We start from the raw sequence: 18,791 nt of genomic DNA, 5'->3' as shown, positions 1-18,791 counted from the left end.
GGGCGTTCCATTTGGTATTCTTTTTGTTCTTTCGTTGTGCCCTTATTCTTTCAGGCCCGCTTTTTCGTGTCAAACCGGCTTGTTTTAATCGGTTGATTCGATCTGGCGGTTCTGCTGGGATTCAGGCTGCCCCGTTTCCGGAGCGACCCCTTGAACTTACCAGCCTCTGAGCGGCTCTGCGAACCGGCCTCCGGGACCATCATTTCAAGAGGATCGGCGCCGGACACGACACAAGCCAAACGGAAGTCACCGAAGTGATGTGAGTGGTTTGCGCCGGACCTCGCCGACTTCGAAAGATTAGCAGCCCCCGCGGACCGCTCGGGACGGAACCGCCAACCCCGCCGCGCGCCCGCGCTCCCCCCGGCGCGCGGCGCCCGGCTCACGACACCCGGCGACCGGGAAGCGGCGACCGGAACCGGCCAGCGGCGGCGGGCCCAACCGGGCAGCGGCGGAAACATAGACTCGGCGGGTGAGCAGCCAGACGCCGCCGACGGCGAAGAAGGTTCCCAGCGAGCGCGTGCACCACGGAGACACCGTGGTCGACGACTACGCGTGGCTGACGGTCAAGGACGACCCGGAGGTGGTCGCCCACCTGGAGGCGGAGAACGCCTACACCCAGGAGGCGACCGCCCACCTCAAGCCCCTGCAGGAGACGCTCTTCCAGGAGATCAAGGGGCGCACCCTGGAGACGGACCTCTCGGTCCCCACCCGCAAGGGCGGCTGGTGGTACTACTCGCGGACCGAGGAGGGCAAGCAGTACGGCATCCAGTGCCGGGTGGCCGCGGACGGCGAGACCCCGCCGGAGCTCAAGACGGACGAGCCCCTCCCCGGCGAGGAGATCATGCTCGACGGGAACGAGCTCGCCGGCGACTCCGACTTCTTCTCGCTCGGCACCAGCTCGATCAGCCCCGACGGCACCCTGCTGGCCTACTCCACCAACTTCACCGGCGACGAGCGCTTCACCCTCCGGATCAAGAACCTCGCCACCGGCGAGACCCTCCCGGACGAGATCCCCGGCATCTTCTACGGCGGGGCCTGGTCGGCCGACGGCACGAGCTTCTTCTACACGACCGTGGACGACGCGTGGCGTCCCGACCAGGTCCACCGGCACGCGATCGGGACCGCCGCCGACGACGACGTCCTCGTCCACGAGGAGACCGACGAGCGGTTCTGGGTCGGCATCGGGCTCAGCCGCAGCGAGCGCTACCTGATCCTCTCCGCCGGGAGCAAGATCACCAGCGAGGTGCGCATCCTGGAGGCCGACGACCCCGCCGGGGAGTTCCGTGTCGTACGGCCCCGGGAGACCGGCGTGGAGTACGGCGTCGACCACGCGGGCGACCACTTCCTGGTCCTGCACAACCGGGAGGCGGAGAACTTCGAGCTGGCCACCGCGCCGCTGGAGGCCCCCGGCGACTGGACGCCGCTGATCCCGCACCGCACCGACACCCGGCTGCTCGACGTGGACGCCTTCGAGGGTCACACCGTCGTGCACTTCCGCCGGAGCGGCCTCACCGGCATCCGCATCCTGCCCCGCTCCGGCGAGGCGTACGAGATCCCCTTCCCCGAGCCGATCTACGACGTGGCCCCGGCGGGCAACGCGGAGTTCGTCACCGGCCGGCTGCGGCTCGGCTACACCAGCATGATCACGCCGCCGTCGGTCTACGACTACGACCTCGACGCGGGCGAGCTGGTCCTACTGAAGCGCAAGACCGTGCTCGGCGGGTACGACCCCGACGACTACGAGCAGTTCCGCGAGTGGGCGAACGCCTCGGACGGCACCCAGGTGCCCATCTCGATCGTCGTCAGGAAGGGCACCGAGCGCCCGGCCCCCACCGTCCTGTACGGCTACGGCAGCTACGAGATCTCGATCGACCCGTCGTTCTCGATCGCCCGGCTCAGCCTGCTCGACCGGGGCTTCGTCTTCGCCGTCGCGCACGTCAGGGGCGGCGGCGAGATGGGCCGTCACTGGTACGAGAACGGCAAGTTCAACAAGAAGAGGAACACCTTCACCGACTTCGTCGCCGCCGCGGAGCACCTGAAGGCAGCGGGCTGGTCCGGCCCCGTGGTCGCCAGGGGCGGCTCGGCGGGCGGGCTGCTGATGGGCGCGGTCGCCAACCTCGCGCCGGAGACCTTCGCCGGCGTGGTGGCGGAGGTGCCGTTCGTGGACGCGCTGAACACGATCCTGGACCCGTCGCTGCCGCTGACCGTGATCGAGTGGGACGAGTGGGGCGACCCGCTGCACGACCCCGAGGTGTACGCGTACATGAGGTCGTACACGCCGTACGAGAACGTGGACGACCGGGTCTACCCGCCCATTCTGGCGATCACCAGCCTGAACGACACCCGGGTGTTCTACCACGAGCCCGCCAAGTGGATCGCGAGACTCCGCGAGGTCGCGGGCGGCGGGCCGTTCCTGCTCAAGACGGAGATGGGCGCCGGGCACGGCGGCCGGAGCGGCAGGTACGACTCCTGGCGCGAAGAGGCGTTCGCCCTCTCCTGGATCATCGACACGGCGAAGGCGGAACAGTGACCTATCTCGCGGCCGGCGACAGGTACGACGACCGGCAGCCGTACAACAGGGTCGGCAAGAGCGGGCTGAGGCTCCCGGCCGTCTCGCTGGGGCTCTGGCACAACTTCGGCGACGACAAGCCCTTCGAGACCCAGCGGGCCATCCTGCGCAGGGCCTTCGACCTGGGCGTGACCCACTTCGATCTTGCCAACAACTACGGCCCGCCGCCCGGGTCGGCCGAGACCAACTTCGGGCGGCACCTGCGCGAGGACTTCGCCCCGTACCGGGACGAGCTGGTCATCTCCACCAAGGCGGGGTACGACATGTGGCCCGGCCCGTACGGCGAGTGGGGGTCGCGCAAGTACCTGCTCTCCAGTCTGGACCGGTCGCTGGAGCGGATGGGGCTGGATCACGTCGACATCTTCTACAGCCACCGGTTCGACCCGGACACGCCGCTGGAGGAGACGATGGGCGCGCTGGACCACGCGGTCCGGTCGGGCAAGGCGCTGTACGCGGGCATCTCGTCGTACTCGCCCGAGCACACCGCCGAGGCGGCGCGGCTGCTGCGCGAGATGGGCACGCCGCTGCTGATCCACCAGCCCTCGTACTCGATGCTGAACCGCTGGATCGAGGGCGGGCTGCTCGACGTGCTGGAGGAGGAGGGCGTGGGCTGCATCGCGTTCTCCCCGCTGGCGCAGGGCATGCTGACCGATCGCTACCTGGACGGCGTCCCGGAGGGGTCGCGGGCCTCGCTGGGCCGTTTCCTCACCCCGGAGATGCTCACCGAGGAGACGATGCGGCACGTCCGCACCCTGAACGGGATCGCGAACCGGCGTGGCCAGTCGCTGGCGCAGATGGCGCTGTCCTGGGCGCTGCGCGACCGGCGCGTCACGTCGGTGCTGATCGGCGCGAGCAGTGTCGGCCAGCTGGAGGACAGCCTGGCCGCGGTGGAGAACCTGGCGTTCGAGGACGGCGAGCTGGAGGCCATCGACAAGGACGCGGTCGAGGCGGGCGTCAACCTCTGGGCCAGGTCGAGCGAGGCCTGAGCTCCCCCGCACCCCGGCCGCCCGCCCGGGCCGCCGGGGTGCGGGAGCCCTCGGGGGCAGGGAGGGCCAGGAGGGCCTGGGGTTCCTGACACGCCAAAAGCACGGGGACGCCGGGGCCTCAGAAGTGCGAGGACACCGGCGGAAGCGTCAGGGACGCCCGGGCGTCACAGGGCCGCGTGGCGTTGCAGGTAGGCGAAGGACGCCCAGCCCGGCAGGACCGGCAGCCAGAAGGTCATGAGCCGGAACAGCAGCACCGACGAGGCGGCCACGTCGTACGACAGCCCGGAGAGGGTCAGGCCGAGCGAGAGGGAGAACTCGACGGCGCCGAGCCCGCCCGGGGTGGGGGCGGCCGAACCGATGGCGTTCCCGGCCAGGAAGACGATGGCGACGGCGGCGATGTTGAGGGAGCCGCCGAAGGCGCGTACGCAGGCGTCCAGGCAGACCACGAAGAACACGGTGAGCAGCAGGGTGCCGCCGAAGCCCTCGATGATCTTCGCGGGCGACTGCAGGACGTCCAGCAGCCGCGGGAGGACGCCCGAGAACAGCGAGCGGAGCCGCGAGGTGATCATCCGGCGCAGGCGCGGCACGCTCAGCACGGCCACCACCAGCACGGCCACCGCGAGCAGCGCGATCACGAGCGTGCGCGACGGGGTGAACGAGGAGGCGGTGTTGGAGCCGGTGATGTAGGCGAACAGCAGCAGCAGCGTGATGTGGAAGACCAGCCCGATGAGCTGGGAGGCGCCCACGCTCGCCACCGCCTGCCCCAGGGGGATCCCGCGTTTCTGCAGGTAGCGGCTGTTGACCGCGACGCCGCTCACCGCGGCGGGCGCGACGAGCTTGACGAACGACCCGGCGAACTGGACCAGCACGGTACGGCCGAGGGGCAGCTTCTCCGGCACGAAGCCCCGCAGCATCAGGGCCGCGGCGACGTAGCTCAGCATCGCCGAGACCAGGGCCACACCGGTCCAGTTCCACTTGGCCGACGTGATCAGACCGAGGTTGATCTTCGCCAGGAAGGAGACCAGGAGGTAGGCGGCGAAGGCGGTGGCGATGATGGTGATCAGCGTCCGGGGGCGGAAGCGCTCCAGGCGGACCTCGTCGGCCTCGGCCCTCGGCCTGAGCTCGACGATCTGCTCGCGGATCTCGGTGAGCAGTCCCTTGCTCTTGTTGAGCGCGTTCCTGGTCTCGCGGGTCAGCGCGATCCGCTGGAGCAGCGGGAGCGCGTCGGCGAGCACGCCGGGCCCGGCCCCGGCCGCGGCGGCCTCGACGGCCCGCCGGGCCCCGACGCGGAGGCTGAGGTAGGTGAGCAGCTGGGCGATGTCGAGGCGGAGCAGCAGGTCACCGGCGGCGATCTCGCCGCTGCGGGCGTCCATCAGGATGACCCGGCCCTCGGCGTCGACGTGGATGCTGTCACCGGTCAGCCGCCGGTGGGCGAGCCGCTGGACCTGGAGCAGCAGGACCTGCTCCCAGATCTGCGCCAGCAGGTTGTCGTCGATCTCGTCGTCGGGGATGTCGTCGAGCGCGCGGGTGGGGGTGTGCTCGTAGGCGAGCAGCGCGGCCTCGCTGCCGATCTCGCTGGTGCCCAGCAGCCGGGGGGTGCTCGCCCCCGCCGCCTGCGCCGCGTACGCCATGAGGGCCTCGCGCTCCAGCTCGGCGCGGAGTGAGCGGATGGCCTTGCGGCGGGTCTCGGAGTTCAGGCGGATGCGCCGCCAGAGGCGGTAGAGGAGCCCGGCGACCTGGCGGTCGCGGTCCAGGACGGTGACGTCGAGGCGGGTGCCGTCCCTCAGTTCTACGGCGTAGCGGCGGCTGCTCTGGTGGTCGTCGTCCAGCCGGTGGGCCTTGACCGGGGAGAAGCCCAGCTTGCGGAGCGCGGAGACGACCGCGCTGCCCGGGGGGCGCGTGTTGGGGCTGCCCACGCCGTACAGGGTGGCGTAGCCGACGGCCAGGCCGACCAGGATGGAGACGACGATGCCGAGGATGGTCGCGGCGAGCCCGGCGAACAGCGCGACGGCGTTGAGCGCGACCGCGCTCCACAGGGCCGCGCGCCAGGTGGGCCGGCGGGAGATGCGGACCGCGGTGACGTAGGCGATGATCGGCGTCAGCAGCGTGTCGACCGGCTCGACCCCGTCCCGGTTGCCGGTCAGCAGGAGCCGCAGGTCCTCGGGGCCGGCGTTGACGATCCACTCGCCGAGCACGTACGAGAGCACCATGGAGGCGATGGCGGCGAAGAGGCCCTCGGCCACCCGGAGCCCGTCGCGATGGAACACCCGTTCGATGGCGAAGGCCACGGGCACGCCCAGCATGGCCGAGGCGCTCAGCACTCCCGCCAGGCCGCTGAGCAGGAAGGGCGCCCGGCTGGTGCCGTCGGCGACGTCGCCCTCCAGCCCGTTGAGGGTCTTCTTGGCGACCAGGGCGAGCAGGATCACCGCCACGAGCGCGAGCAGGGTCGCCAGGAAACGCAGCAGGTCCGAGGGGCGGCGGATCCGCTGCGGAAGCAGCGGTTCGACCACGCGCACGGCGGTATCGCCGTCCGGCACCGGCGGGATTCCGCCGGTGGACGTCGTCTCGCCCAGCTCCTTGATTTCCGTCACCGCCAGCGATTCTGCATGGTCCGCATCACAGGTGCGTCACCGCTTCACTCCTTCAGTGTTCCCAATGTTCCCAATCGTGGTCGTACACGTCTCGTCTGCCTCCCGCGGTCTGGACGGCGTTGCCTCCATCCTGGCGCTCCAGGCGAACGAACGCGGACACACCGCGATAACGCGACACGGCACGGCGTCCGGCCCACGACAGCGGGGCCGAGGGCCGGGGTCGAAAGCCGGGGTCAGGGGCCGGGGGGCAGGGGCCGGGATCGGAGTCGGAAGCCGTGGCAGGGAACCATGGAGACGCCCCCGAGGAGGCGGAGACGTCTCGGAAAGAAACCCGGGGCGGGGGGCGGTAGCCCCGGAGACGTCCTGCGGAGGGGCCGACGATGCCACGGCGGAGATCGCCGGTGGGACCCCGCGGGAACGGCACCGGCGGGCCGGCGATCGGTCCACGGTTGACCTCCGCTGCCTGCCGCCCCCTCCCGGGGGGAGATCCCGGCCGTCCGGGGATCCGGAGGTTCGAGGTCCAAGACTCAGGGGCCAGGGATCAAGGTCCGGGGTCCGGTGAGGAAGATCAGACGAACACAGCGTACCTGTCACAGATGGAGAATTGACCCTCCTAGCTGCGGAAACGCTGGATTTAACGGGTGACGGCCTGAAAGGCTGAAGGTCATGTTCCGTCGCCCGCCGACGGCCCGCGCGGGCGTGTCCAGGGACGGGGACTCCCCTTCGCGGTCGCGCCGGTCATCCTCGCGCCCGTGGAGCGCGAGCCTCTCGTCGCGGCCCTCTCCCGCCGGGGTCGCCGGCTGGGCGGACGCTCGATCCACGCAGAGGAGTTCCCGCATGAGCGCACGTGCCTCCGGGGGGGTGCCGGTCGCGTTCCTCGCGGCCGCGGTCATGACCCTTTCCGTCGTCTCCGCCCTGCCCGCCCACGCGGCGCCCGCCGACCCGGCGCTCACCGCCGCGGCGCCCGCCGACCCGGTGCCCGCCGACCCGGTGCCCGCCGTCGCGGCATCCGCCGTGCCCCCCCTGCCGCCGGGCGCGGAGACGTTCGGGAAGTCGATCAAGATCGCGTCCGTCCGGCGGCACCTGGAGAGGTTGCAGAGCATCGCCGACGCCGCCGGCGGCAACCGGGCCGCGGCCACGCCGGGCTACGACGCCTCGGCCGGTTACGTCGCGAGCAGGCTGCGCGCCGCCGGCTACCGGGTCACCCTGCAGGAGTTCAAGATCTCCTTCTTCCAGGAACGGGCGGCGCCCGTGCTGCGCCGGATCGCGCCCACCGCCGCGACGTACGAGTCCGGCACCCGGTTCAGGACCATGACGTACTCGGGTTCGGGGAAGGTGACCGCGCCGGTGCAGGGGGTCGACCTGACCCTGCCGCCCAGCAGGGCGCCGAGCTCGACCTCCGGATGCGAGAAGAGCGACTTCGCCACGTTCGTCCGAGGCAACATCGCGCTGATGCAGCGGGGGGCCTGCAGCTTCCAGGTCAAGGCGGAGCTGGCCCAGGCGGCCGGCGCCTCCGCGGTGATCATCTTCAACGAGGGCCAGGCCGGCGAGGGCATCGCCGACCGCAGGCCGCTGGTCAACGGCTCGCTCAACGTCTCGTCGGTGACGATCCCGGCCCTCGGCGCCGACTTCGCCACCGGAGCGGCGCTGGCGGCCCGCGGGACGACCGCGGAGCTCTCGGTGGACGCCGAGAGCGCCCCCGACCGCAGGACGCGCAACGTCATCGCCGAGAGCCGCCACGGTGACCCGGACAGGGTGGTCATGCTCGGCGCGCACCTGGACAGCGTCCCGGCGGGCCCGGGCATCAACGACAACGGCTCCGGCAGTGCGGCCGTGCTGGAGACGGCGCTGGCGGCGGCTCCGCTGCGGACGCGCAACCGGCTGCGCTTCGCCTTCTGGGGAGCCGAGGAGCTCGGGCTGCTGGGTTCGAAGCACTACATGGCCGCCCTCACTCCCGCGGAGCGGGCGAAGATCAAGCTCTACCTGAACTTCGACATGATCGCCTCACCCAACTACGTCTTCGGGATCTACGACGGCGACTCCTCCGACGAGGACGCCGAGACCAAGCCGCCCTCCGGGTCGGCCGAGATCGAGCACCTCCTCCAGGCGTACTTCAAGGCGGCAAGGAAGCCCTTCCAGGACTCCGACTTCACCGGCCGTTCCGACTACGGCCCGTTCATCGCGGTCGGCATCCCGTCGGGCGGGCTCTTCACCGGCGCCGAGGGCATCAAGTCGCCCGAGGAGGCGGCGACGTTCGGCGGCGTCGCGGGCGTCGCCTACGACAAGTGCTACCACCAGGCGTGCGACACGATCGCCAACATCGACGACACGGCGCTGACGGTGAACACCGGCGCGATCGCGGCCGCGGCGTTCGCCTACGCCCACGCCCGCGACCTGCCCGGCGGGGGCACCTCCGGCTCCTTGAAGACCGACGGGTCCAGGACGGGCGGAGCGGAAGCCGTCGCCCCGGGGCCCGCCGGGCGGAAGGGCGACGGGCCGGGGTCCGGCGGGGGCGGGCTGGGACGCGGCCACGACGTCCGCGATCATGCCCACGACCACGGCGTACACGGTCCCGGCGTCGTTCTCGGGTGACGCGTGTGCCCCGCCCGGACGTCGGCGTTACAGTCGGGGCATGTCGTCAGGCGAATTGCGCGTGCTGGGGTCGTGTCCGCTGGACTGCCCCGACACCTGCTCCTGGGTGGTGACCGTCCAGGACGGCAGGGCCGTCAGGTTGCGCGGCAATCCCGAGCACCCCTACACCCGCGGCGCGCTCTGCGTGAAGGTCAACCGTTACCTGGAGCACGCCGCGGCGGACGACCGCATCCTGTACCCGATGCGCCGGACCGGCCCCAAGGGTTCCGGCAGGTTCGAGCGGATCGGGTGGGACGAGGCGCTGGAGGAGATCTCCGTACGGCTGCGCGGCATCGTCGAGGAGTACGGCGGCGAGGCGATCTGGCCCTACGCGGGCACCGGCACGCTGGGCTACGTCCAGGGGACGGAGGGGATCGCGGGCCGGCGCCTGTGGAACGTGCTGGGGGCCTCCCGGCACCACCTGAACATCTGCTCCTCCGCAGGCAACACCGGGCTGGAGCAGGTCTACGGCACACCGGGCGGGATGGATCCGGAGACGTTCGCCGACTCCAGGCTGATCCTGCTCTGGGGCACCAACACGCTGACCAGCGGGCACCACCTGTGGAAGTTCATCCAGGACGGCCGGGCGGCCGGGGCGCACGTGGTGGCGATCGACCCGATCCGCACCCGTACCGCCGAGCAGGCCGACGAGCACCTGCCGATCCGGCCGGGCACCGACGCGGCCCTCGCGCTGGGACTGATGAACGTCGTCCTCGCCGAGGGCGCCGAGGACCGCGAGTTCCTGGAGAGGCACACCAGCGGCTGGGAGGACTTCCGCGAGGAGATCCTCCGGTACCCTCCGGCGCGGGTCGCGGAGATCACCGGGCTGGCCGAGTCCGACATCCGGGCCCTGGGCGAGCGGCTGGCCCGCACCCGGCCCACCGGCATCCGGGCCACCATGGGGGTGCAGCGGCACGCGGGCGGCGGCACCGCCATGCGCACGATCGCCTCCATCCCCGGCGTGACCGGCGACTGGCGCCGTCCCGGCGGCGGGATCGCGTACTCCACCAGCGGGCACGTGCACCTGAACATCGACACCCGCGAGGACCTGCTCGCCCGGCCGGTCCGCACGCTCACCATGACCCGGCTGGCCGACGAGCTGGACGCGTCGGTGAAGTGCCTGTGGGTGTACGCGGCCAACCCGATGGCCTCCACCGCCGACCAGAACCGCATCCGCGAGGGGCTGCTGCGCGAGGACCTGTTCACGGTGGTGATGGAGCAGTTCCCGACCGACACGGTCGACTACGCCGACATCGTGCTCCCGGCCACCATGCAGATCGAGCACACCGACCTGCACGCGGGCTACGGCCACATGTACCTGTCGTGGAACGAGCCCGCGGTCGAGCCGCCGGGCGAGTGCCTGTCCACCACCGAGACGTTCCGCCGCCTGGCGCGGCACATGGGGCTCACCGAGCCGTCCCTGTACGACTCCGACCTTGAGCTGGCCGAGCAGCTGCTCTCCTCGGGGCACCCGTCGCTGGACGGGATCACGGTCGACCGGCTGCGCAAGGAGGGCTGGGTCCGCCTGAACGTGCCCCGGCCCTTCGCGCCGTTCGCCGACGGCTTCCCGACGCCCTCGGGGCGGATGCGGTTCGGCCGGGGACCGGCCTACGTCCCCCCGCGCACGGCCTCGGCCGCGCCCGGCCCGTACCCGCTGGCGCTCGTCACGCCCGCCTCCCACACCTTCCTCAACACCACGTTCGGCAACAACCACGAGCTGCTGCGGCGCTCGAAGGGCCCCCGGATCGTGGTCAACCCCGAGGACGCCTCGCGGCGGGGGCTGGACGACGGGCAGCGGGCCCGGGTGTTCAACGACGAGGGCGAGTTCGAGGCGGTCGTCGAGATCAGCGAGCGGGTACGACCCGGCGTGGTCGCGTCCACCAAGGGGCACTGGCGCAAGCTGAGCCCGGGGGGTGCCACGCCGAACGCCGTGGTGGGCGCGCGCGACGCCGACATGGGACGCGGCGCCGTCTACCACGACAACCTCGTCGAGATCGGCCCGTGCCCCTCCGGGTGACGGGACCGGGACGGCCGTGAGCTCCCGAGGAGGGCCCGGGGTCGCATCGGGGGAAAACCCGAGGAGGAGGGGGCCGCGGCCGCGTCCGGGAGAGGCCCGGGGTCAGGTCAGGGAGAGCTTGTAGCCCTCGTGGGAGGCCACGAAGCCGAGGGAGTCGTAGAAGCGGTGGGCGTCGACGCGGCTCTTGTCGGTGGTGAGCTGGACCAGGGCACAACCCCGGGCGCGGGCGCGGTCGAGGGCCCACTCCATCATCGTGCGGCCCAGCCCCCGCCCCCGGACGCCGGAGGCGATCCTGACCGCCTCGATCTGCATCCTGAGCGCGCCGCGACGGGAGATGCCGGGGATGTAGGTGAGCTGCATGGTGCCCACGACCTCGCCGTCCAGCTCCGCGACGATCAGTTCGTTGCCGGGGTCGGCGTCGATGAGCGCGAAGGCGGCGCGGTGCTCGTCGCCGAAGGCGCCCTGGCGATCGGCCGCGACGACGTCGTCGGCGAGCAGGGCGACGACGACCGGCACGTCCTCGGCACGGGCGATACGGAATTCCACCGGCATGACGGCCAAACTATCGGAGACCGGGGGCCTCCCTCGTCTCCCGGGTGGGGAGCCCTGATCATGTCACCGGCACACACCGGCAGCACGGAGCACGTCACCGGCACGGGCGGGCACCCCGATCATGTCACCGGCACCCCGGTCGCGTCGGCGGGCGGACGGTCCCCTCGACGGCACCCCGGCCCCTTCGCGGAGCGTCCGGTCACGTCGGCGGAAGAGCGGCACCCCGACGCGACGACCCCGAAAACAACCAGGGTCGCTCCCCGATGTGGACACAGGGGCACGAGGGGCACTCTGGTGGCATGAACGACGAACTGACTCGACGTGACGAGATGTCCCTTGCCGGCGCGGCGCTGCGCGGTGCCCCCTGGAAGACCGCCGCGCTGGCGGGCGGTGCGCTGACGGTCACCAGCTTCGGGCTGGGCGCGCTCACCGGCGCCGCGGACCTGACCTGGGCGATGGCGGTCGGTATCGGCCTGTTCTCGCTCATCGCGGCCGTCGGCGCGATCGGCAGGCCCGGCATCGGGGACCGGGTGACCCGCCAGGCCCGCCTGTGGGCCCTGCGCCACCCGTGGAGATTCTCGCTCTACCCCGCGCTCGGCACCGCGACGCTCCTGTACCCGGTGCAGCTCATCCTGGACGGGGAGGGCGTGTTCGGCGCGGCGCTGGACGCGCTCCAGGGCGGTGTCGTGGTCTACCTGATCACCGCGCTCCTGGCCGTCGCCCTCAAGGGACGTGGCCAGACGTCCCTGCCCGGTGGCCGCTGAACGTTCGAGGGACGTGGCCGCCCCCGCCCGGTGGCCACTGAGCCGGGGTGCTACGCCTTCTCGTGCTCGGCGCGGCAGACGCAGAACTCGTTGCCCTCGGGGTCGAGCATCGTCACCCAGCCGGAGCCGTCGGGGTTGCGCAGGTCGCTGAGGACGGTGGCACCGAGCCCGAGCAGGCGCTCGACCTCCTCCTCGCGGGTGCTGCCCGGCGAGGCCGTGACGTCCAGGTGGATGCGGTTCTTGATCGTCTTGCCTTCGGGGACCGTCACGAACAGCAGCTCCGCCCTGTCTCCCTGCAGGAGGAACTCGTCGTCGTCGTCCTTGTCCGTCTCGGGGTGGAACTTCATGCCGGTGGCGTCGCTCCAGAAGCTCGCCACCTCGTAGGGCCGGATGCAGTCGAACGTCACGAAGTGAATGTCAATCATGGGCCCACCCAAGCCGTCACCACCAAAGCCGTCAAGCAGGTTTTCGCCTGCTCTACCGGACGCCCGGAGCCGGTCTACCGTCCGGTTGCCTGATCCGGTTCCGGCGCCGACTCCGGTTCCGGTTCCGGTTCCGGTTCCGGTTCCGGTTCCCACCACAGCGTGAACCAGCGGTCGCGGGGAACCGGCCACATGTCCAGCTCGACCACCGCCGTGATGACCTCCCCGGCGCGTTCGCGGCCGAGGCAGAGCCTGCGGCAGGCGCTCTCGGCGAGATCCTCCAGCCGGTCGAACCGGGACAGCGGGGCCAAGCGCGACTCGTGGCGGACCCGGTGGCCGAGCCCCTCGGCGACGGCGATCACGTCGTGGGCTGTGGGAGTGAGCGGGCGGGTGACGCCGTGGAAGTGCTGCCACAGGGGGTTGAGCCAGCTCATCGGGTGCCGTTCGGTGAGCTCCAGCACCACCCGGCGGCGGGCGTGGCCGGTGAGCGCGGTCAGGAAGGCCGCCAGGTCCGGCACGTTGTAGACGACGTGGGCGGCGACGGCGACGTCCGCCACCGGGGTCCGGTCCGCGACGTCGGGCCAGCGGCCCCGTACGGCCCGGAGGGGGACGCCCAGGGCGGCGGCGCGGGAGGCCAGTTCGGCGAGCATGGCGTCGGAGACGTCGACCGCGATCAGCTCACCCAGGGCGGGACCGAGCGGCAGCGTTGCCGCCCCGCTCCCGGCGCCCACGTCCAGGACGCTCCCGCCCGGCGGCAGCGCCTCGGCCGTCCTGGCCAGGGCCGGCCCCTCGGGGGTCGCGAGGGCACGGTCGGCGCGTTCGGCGAACCGTGCCGCCGAGTGTCCCCAGGGGTCGGCCGGCGCCCTGGCCGCGATCTCCTCGGGGACGGCCCATCGTTCGAGGTCGGCCCGCCATCGCTCGTCCATGGGACGAGCCTAGGAGCGCGCGGTACGGGGGTCGACCCCGCCACGACGGTCACGGCACTCTCGCCTCGACGACGTGACATACATCCCACCATGGCCTGTTTTCTAGGGGTTACTCGCGGGTAGCATTACCTGTAACGTTACCGGCGAGTACGCCGGTTCCGGTTCCCCCGGTTTCAAGGAGAAGACCCCATGGGCCACTACAAGAGCAATGTCCGTGACCTGGAGTTCAACCTCTTCGAGGTCTTCGGGCGCCGGGACGTCCTGGGCACCGGCCTCTTCGCCGACCTGGACGAGGACGTGGTGCGGAGCATCCTGAAGGAGGTCGACCGCCTCGCCACCGGGGTGCTCGCCGACTCCTTCGAGGAGGGTGACCGCACGCCCCCGGTGTTCGACCCGCAGGCCGGGACGGTGACGATGCCGGAGGGCTTCAAGAAGTCCTTCGCCGCCTATCGCGACGCCGGCTGGACCAACCTCGGGCTCCCCGCCGAGCTGGGCGGCCCCGGTCTTCCCAGCAGCGTCAACTGGGCCCTGGCCGAGATGGTCCTCGGCGCCAACCCCGCCGTGTGGATGTACTCCAGCGGCCCGGCCTTCGCCCACGTGCTGCACACCATCGGCACCGAGGAGCAGAAGCGCTACGCCGAGCTGGCCATCGAACGCCAGTGGGGCGCCACCATGGTGCTCACCGAGCCCGACGCGGGCTCCGACGTGGGCGCCGGGCGGGCCAAGGCCGTACGGCAGGACGACGGCACCTGGCACATCGAGGGCGTCAAGCGCTTCATCACCAGCGCCGAGCACGACCTGTCCGACAACATCTTCCACCTGGTGCTGGCCCGCCCCGAGGGGCACGGCGTCGGCACCAAGGGCCTGTCGATGTTCCTGGTCCCCAAGTACCACGCGGACCTGGAGACCGGCGAGCTCGGCGAGCGCAACGGCGTCTACGTCACCAACGTCGAGAAGAAGATGGGCCTGAAGGTCTCCACGACCTGCGAGCTCACCTTCGGTGGAAAGCACCCGGCGGTGGGCACGCTGATCGGTGAGAGGCACGAGGGCATCAAGCAGATGTTCATGATCATCGAGCATGCCCGGATGATGGTCGGCTCCAAGGCGATCGCCACCCTCTCCACCGGCTACCTCAACGCGCTGGCCTACGCCAAGGAGCGGGTGCAGGGCGCCGACCTCACCCAGATGGCCGACAAGTCGGCCCCGAGGGTGACCATCACCCACCACCCGGACGTACGCCGGGAGCTGATGCTCCAGAAGTCCTACGCCGAGGGCATGCGGGCCCTGGTCATGCTCACCGCCACCTACCAGGACGACGTGCTGGTCGCCGAGCACGAGGGCGGCAGGAACGAGCACGCCGAGGCCATGAACGACCTGCTGCTCCCGCTGGTCAAGGGCGTGGGCTCGGAGCGCTCGTACGAGATGCTGTCGCGGTCGCTGCAGACCCTGGGCGGCTCGGGCTACCTGCAGGACTACCCCGTCGAGCAGTACGTCAGGGACGCCAAGATCGACTCCCTGTACGAGGGGACCACCGCGATCCAGGGCCTGGACCTGTTCTTCCGCAAGGTCCTGCGCAACCAGGGGGTCGCCCTCGGCTCGCTGCACGCGGACATCGCGGCCTTCGCCGCCTCCGAGGCGGGCAACGGGCGCCTGAAGGCCGAGCGCGCGCTGCTGGCCGAGGCGGCGGACGAGGTCAAGGCGATGGCCGACACCATGGCCGGCTGGGCGCTGGGCTCGCTGGAGGTTCCCGCCGAGGTCTACAAGGTCGGGCTCAACACCACCCGGTTCCTGCTCGCCCTGGGCGACGTGGTGATCGGCTGGCTGCTGCTGCGCCAGGCCGAGGTGGCGCTGGCCGTCCTGGGCTCCTCCACCGAGGCGCCGGGTTCGGCCGTACGGGGTGACGCCGCCTTCTACACGGGCAAGGTCGCCGCGGCGTCCTTCTTCGCCCAGAGCGTCCTGCCCCGCGTCGCGGCCGAGCGCCGCACGCTGGAGGCGACCGACCAGAGCCTGATGGAGCTGCCCGAAGAGGCGTTCTGATCCCGGCGGGCGCCGCGCGGCGCCCGCTCCCGGTTCTCCCTCCGCTCCCGCGGCGGGCATGAGGCGAGGGGCCGGTCCCGTTCCGACGGGACCGGCCCCTCGTCCGTCGTCCTGGCCTTTCGCTTGTCCTCCGCGTCCTCCCGCCTTTGAGGCCCTTCGCTTGTTCTCCGCGTCCTCGTCGCCTTCGAGGCCCTTCGTTCACCTCGGAAGCGCACCCGCCCCACGAACCCTTCACCCCTCCCGCGGACTCCTCGCCCTCCCGTGAGCCGCTCGCCCGGAGACGGGACGTCCCCGGGGATTGACATCGCCTCAAGTTATTCTCATACTGAGATTGTCTCAATCTGAGAAGGACGTGTGATGAGTGAAGCCGAGTTCCTGGCCGGATACGATCCCCGGGCCTATCCCGCGGTGGCGGTGACGGTCGACGTGGTGGCCCTCACCATTCGCGGGGACGGGCTGCGCGTCCTGCTGATCCGGCGGGGCGAGCAGCCGTACGCGGGGCGGTGGTCGCTGCCCGGGGGGTTCATCCAGCCGGGAGAGGACCTGCCCCAGGCCGCGGCGCGGGAGCTGGCCGAGGAGACCGGGCTGCCCGGCCGGGTCCACATCGAGCAGCTCGCCAGTTACGGCGCGCCCGACCGGGACCCGCGGATGAGGGTCGTGTCGATCTCCTACCTCGCCTTCGCCCCCGACCTGCCCGACCCCCGGGCCGGCACGGACGCCTCCGACGCCGCCTGGCATCCGGTCGGCACAACACCGGAGCTCGCCTTCGACCACGACCGGATCCTGGCCCACGGCCTGGAGCGGGCGCGCGGCAAGCTGGAGTACACCCCGCTGGCAACCGCCTTCGCCGGTGACACGTTCACCATCTCCGAGCTGCGCGGCGTGTACGAGACGGTCTGGGGCGTGCCGCTGCACGCCGGCAACTTCCACCGCAAGATCCTGTCGGTGCCCGGCTTCGTGGAGAGCACCGGCGGGACCACCGAGAGCGGCGGGGCCAGGGGCGGTCCCCGGGCCAAGCTCTACCGGGCCGGGGACGCCCGGCTCCTGCACCCCGCGCTGCTGCGGCCCGCCAGGGAGGAGACGATCAGATGAACACCACCGCCGAGGCGATCGCGCTGGTGATCGCCGCCCGCACGCCCGGCGACCTGTTCGGCGGGCCGTCCCCGCACCGGGTCTACCGCAGGCTGGCGCGGTTGCTCCATCCCGACCTGGCGCCGGGGGCCGAGGCCGCCGAGGCGTTCACCCGGCTGGCGGAGCTCTGGGCGGCCCGGGGCGCGGCGAGCGCGGCATCCGAGACGGTGATCACCACCGGGCGGGGGTCCTACCGCCTCGGCGGCGTCCTGCACCGGGGTGCCACGGCCGTGCTCTACCGGAGCGGGACCGACACGCTGCTCAAGATCCCGCGCAGTCACGCGGACAACGACCTCATGCGCCGCGAGGCCGACGCCCTGGAGACGATCGCCCGCGACGGGGACCCGCTGCTCCTTCCGTACGTCCCCCGGCTGGTGGAGTCGTTCCGGCACCGCTCGGCCGGCGTCGAGCGGCGAGCATGCGTGATCAGCCGGGTGCCGGACGGCTTCCTGACCCTGGACGAGATCGCACGGCGGCGGCCGGTGCTCGACGCGCGGGACGTGGCGTGGATCTGGCGGCGGCTGCTGGTCGCCGTCGGCGCGGCCCACCGGGCGGGGGTGGTGCACGGCGCGGTGTTCGGGCACCACGTGCTCGTCCACCCGATCGACCACGGCCTGGTGCTCGTCGACTGGAGCCAGTCGGTCCCGCTCGGCACCCCGCTCACCGCCCTGGTGGCCCGGCACCGGGACGACTACCCGCCCGAGGTCCTGGCCAGACGACCCGCGACCCCGGCGCTCGACATCCACCTCGCCACCCGGTGCGTGGCCGCCCTCATGGGCGACCGTGCCCCCGCCCCGATCCGGAACTTCGTCCGCGGCAGCCTGCTCGGCCCGCCGGACGACGCCTGGCGGCTCCTGGCGGAGCTCGACGACCTGCTCGACGACCTGTACGGCCCGCGGACGTATCGGCCCCTGCGCCTGTGACCGCCACGGGCACCCGGGGGCACGCTCCCGGGTCGTCCGGAACATCCGGTCACGTTCGTGATCACCGTCCTCCAGAACGTTCACACCCGATGCAAGGAGATCCCCGTGGGAAGCGGAATCTGGTCCACCGACGTCTACTCCGCCGCCGCGAGCTACCGCGCCGCCAAGGGGGCGAGCGCCTTCGCGCACACCGACAGCGGTGCCCGCTCGACGCACCCCGACCTCGACCCGCGCGGGATCGCGGCCCGCGAGAGCCGTGACTCCGCCGAGCACCCCGCCTCCGTGGCCGTGGCCGTGCTGTTCGACGTGACCGGCTCGATGGGCGGGGTGCCCCGCCGCCTGCAGACCAGGCTGCCCGACCTGCTCGGGCTGCTGCTGCGCAAGGGCTACGCGACCGACCCGCAGATCCTGTTCGGCGCGATCGGCGACGCCACCTGCGACCGGGCCCCGCTCCAGGTCGCCCAGTTCGAGTCGGACAACCGGATGGACGAGCACCTGGGGAAGATCCTGCTGGAGGGCGGGGGCGGCGGCCAGATGCGCGAGTCGTACGAGCTGGCGATGTACTTCATGGCCCGTCACACCTCGATCGACTGCTTCGAGAAGCGGGGCCGCCGCGGCTACCTGTTCATCATCGGCGACGAGCTGCCCTACCAGCACGTCAAGCGGCGCGAGGTCGAGAAGGTCATCGGTGAGCGGCTGGAGCGGGACATCCCGATCAAGGAGATGATCGCCGAGCTGACCCGGATCTACGACGTGTACTACATCATCCCCGCCGGGGCGAGCCACGCCGGGAACAGCGGCGTGCTGGACGCCTGGCGCGACCTGCTCGGCCAGAACGTGCTGGAACTGGACGACCTGGAGGCCGTCTCCGAGACCATCGCGCTCACCGTCGGCCTGGGCGAGGACGCCATCGACCTGCGGGAGGGGCTGGAGGACCTGGAGAGGATCGGCTCGACCGCCGGGGCCGCCGTGGGCAAGGCCCTGGCCAGGCTCGACCGCGGCCCGCTCGTGGTCGCCGACGGGCTCGACCTGGGAGGCGACAGCGGCGTGCTGCGGCTCTGAACAGGGGCTCCCCGCCGCGCGGCGGCCACCGCGAGGCACTGCGACGGGGAGCGCCACCACGAAGGGAGAGGCCCGGTCGCCGCCCCGCCGGGGCGGCGCCCGGGCGGGGGGGCCGCCGGCGCCGCCCGGGTGATCGTAGGGCCGGCCCTGTGATCGTGACCGGTGGCGGTTACGGGGACG

General features: G+C 71.7%; 13 protein-coding genes. 9 read left to right on the top strand and 4 right to left on the bottom strand.

Annotated features, from left to right (window positions below; all coding sequences use genetic code 11):
• Positions 1-469: 469 nt before the first annotated feature.
• Positions 470-2,530, top strand: a complete 2,061-nt coding sequence (locus ACLQ2R_RS37540) for a S9 family peptidase (protein ID WP_425966183.1) — start codon at positions 470-472, stop codon at positions 2,528-2,530.
• A complete protein-coding gene (mgrA, locus tag ACLQ2R_RS37535) occupies positions 2,527-3,555 on the top strand; it encodes an L-glyceraldehyde 3-phosphate reductase (protein ID WP_425966182.1) in 1,029 nt (342 codons plus the stop codon). The genes ACLQ2R_RS37540 and mgrA overlap by 4 nt, the downstream gene beginning before the upstream one ends.
• A 164-nt stretch (positions 3,556-3,719) precedes the next feature.
• Here mgrA and ACLQ2R_RS37530 read toward each other — a convergent pair whose 3' ends face one another.
• The gene (locus tag ACLQ2R_RS37530; RefSeq protein WP_425966181.1) at positions 3,720-6,146 is read right to left on the bottom strand and encodes a lysylphosphatidylglycerol synthase transmembrane domain-containing protein; all 2,427 of its coding nucleotides are present in this window, start codon (positions 6,144-6,146) and stop codon (positions 3,720-3,722) included.
• An 837-nt stretch (positions 6,147-6,983) separates the two neighbouring features.
• Between ACLQ2R_RS37530 and ACLQ2R_RS37525 the strand changes: the two genes are divergently transcribed.
• Together ACLQ2R_RS37525 and ACLQ2R_RS37520 are read left to right on the top strand one after the other, a co-directional pair.
• A complete protein-coding gene (locus ACLQ2R_RS37525) occupies positions 6,984-8,738 on the top strand; it encodes a M28 family metallopeptidase (protein ID WP_425966180.1) in 1,755 nt (584 codons plus the stop codon).
• A 40-nt stretch (positions 8,739-8,778) separates the two neighbouring features.
• Complete coding sequence (locus ACLQ2R_RS37520) at positions 8,779-10,794, top strand: molybdopterin-containing oxidoreductase family protein (RefSeq protein WP_425966179.1); 2,016 nt, start codon at positions 8,779-8,781, stop codon at positions 10,792-10,794.
• Positions 10,795-10,896: 102 nt separating this feature from the next.
• Here ACLQ2R_RS37520 and ACLQ2R_RS37515 read toward each other — a convergent pair whose 3' ends face one another.
• Positions 10,897-11,346: a GNAT family N-acetyltransferase gene (locus ACLQ2R_RS37515; RefSeq protein WP_425966178.1), complete on the bottom strand. Its 450-nt coding sequence runs from the start codon at positions 11,344-11,346 to the stop codon at positions 10,897-10,899.
• Positions 11,347-11,645: 299 nt separating this feature from the next.
• Between ACLQ2R_RS37515 and ACLQ2R_RS37510 the strand changes: the two genes are divergently transcribed.
• On the top strand, positions 11,646-12,110 hold the full coding sequence (locus ACLQ2R_RS37510; protein WP_425966177.1) for a hypothetical protein: 465 nt from the start codon (positions 11,646-11,648) through the stop codon (positions 12,108-12,110).
• A gap of 50 nt (positions 12,111-12,160) precedes the next feature.
• On the opposite strand, the gene ACLQ2R_RS37505 is transcribed toward ACLQ2R_RS37510, so the two are convergent.
• Together ACLQ2R_RS37505 and ACLQ2R_RS37500 are read right to left on the bottom strand one after the other, a co-directional pair.
• On the bottom strand, positions 12,161-12,535 hold the full coding sequence (locus ACLQ2R_RS37505; RefSeq protein WP_425966176.1) for a VOC family protein: 375 nt from the start codon (positions 12,533-12,535) through the stop codon (positions 12,161-12,163).
• A gap of 74 nt (positions 12,536-12,609) precedes the next feature.
• The gene (locus ACLQ2R_RS37500; protein ID WP_425966175.1) at positions 12,610-13,458 is read right to left on the bottom strand and encodes a class I SAM-dependent methyltransferase; all 849 of its coding nucleotides are present in this window, start codon (positions 13,456-13,458) and stop codon (positions 12,610-12,612) included.
• Positions 13,459-13,647: 189 nt separating this feature from the next.
• Between ACLQ2R_RS37500 and ACLQ2R_RS37495 the strand changes: the two genes are divergently transcribed.
• From ACLQ2R_RS37495 to ACLQ2R_RS37480, 4 genes are all read left to right on the top strand, one after another.
• Entirely contained in the window at positions 13,648-15,495 is a 1,848-nt protein-coding gene (locus ACLQ2R_RS37495; RefSeq protein WP_425966174.1) for an acyl-CoA dehydrogenase, read from the top strand.
• A 357-nt stretch (positions 15,496-15,852) separates the two neighbouring features.
• Positions 15,853-16,587: an NUDIX hydrolase gene (locus ACLQ2R_RS37490; protein WP_425966173.1), complete on the top strand. Its 735-nt coding sequence runs from the start codon at positions 15,853-15,855 to the stop codon at positions 16,585-16,587.
• Positions 16,584-17,549, top strand: a complete 966-nt coding sequence (locus ACLQ2R_RS37485) for a lipopolysaccharide kinase InaA family protein (RefSeq protein ID WP_425966172.1) — start codon at positions 16,584-16,586, stop codon at positions 17,547-17,549. Before ACLQ2R_RS37490 ends, ACLQ2R_RS37485 begins: the two co-directional genes overlap by 4 nt.
• Positions 17,550-17,654: 105 nt before the next feature.
• Positions 17,655-18,611 carry a hypothetical protein gene (locus ACLQ2R_RS37480; RefSeq protein WP_425966171.1) on the top strand — a complete coding sequence of 319 codons (957 nt, stop codon included), beginning with the start codon at positions 17,655-17,657 and terminating at the stop codon, positions 18,609-18,611.
• The last annotated feature ends 180 nt before the right edge of the window (positions 18,612-18,791 follow it).

This window comes from Streptosporangium sp. DT93, assembly GCF_049844535.1.
Lineage (GTDB): Bacteria > Actinomycetota > Actinomycetes > Streptosporangiales > Streptosporangiaceae > Streptosporangium.
This window is presented reverse-complemented; position numbering and strand designations above follow the sequence as displayed.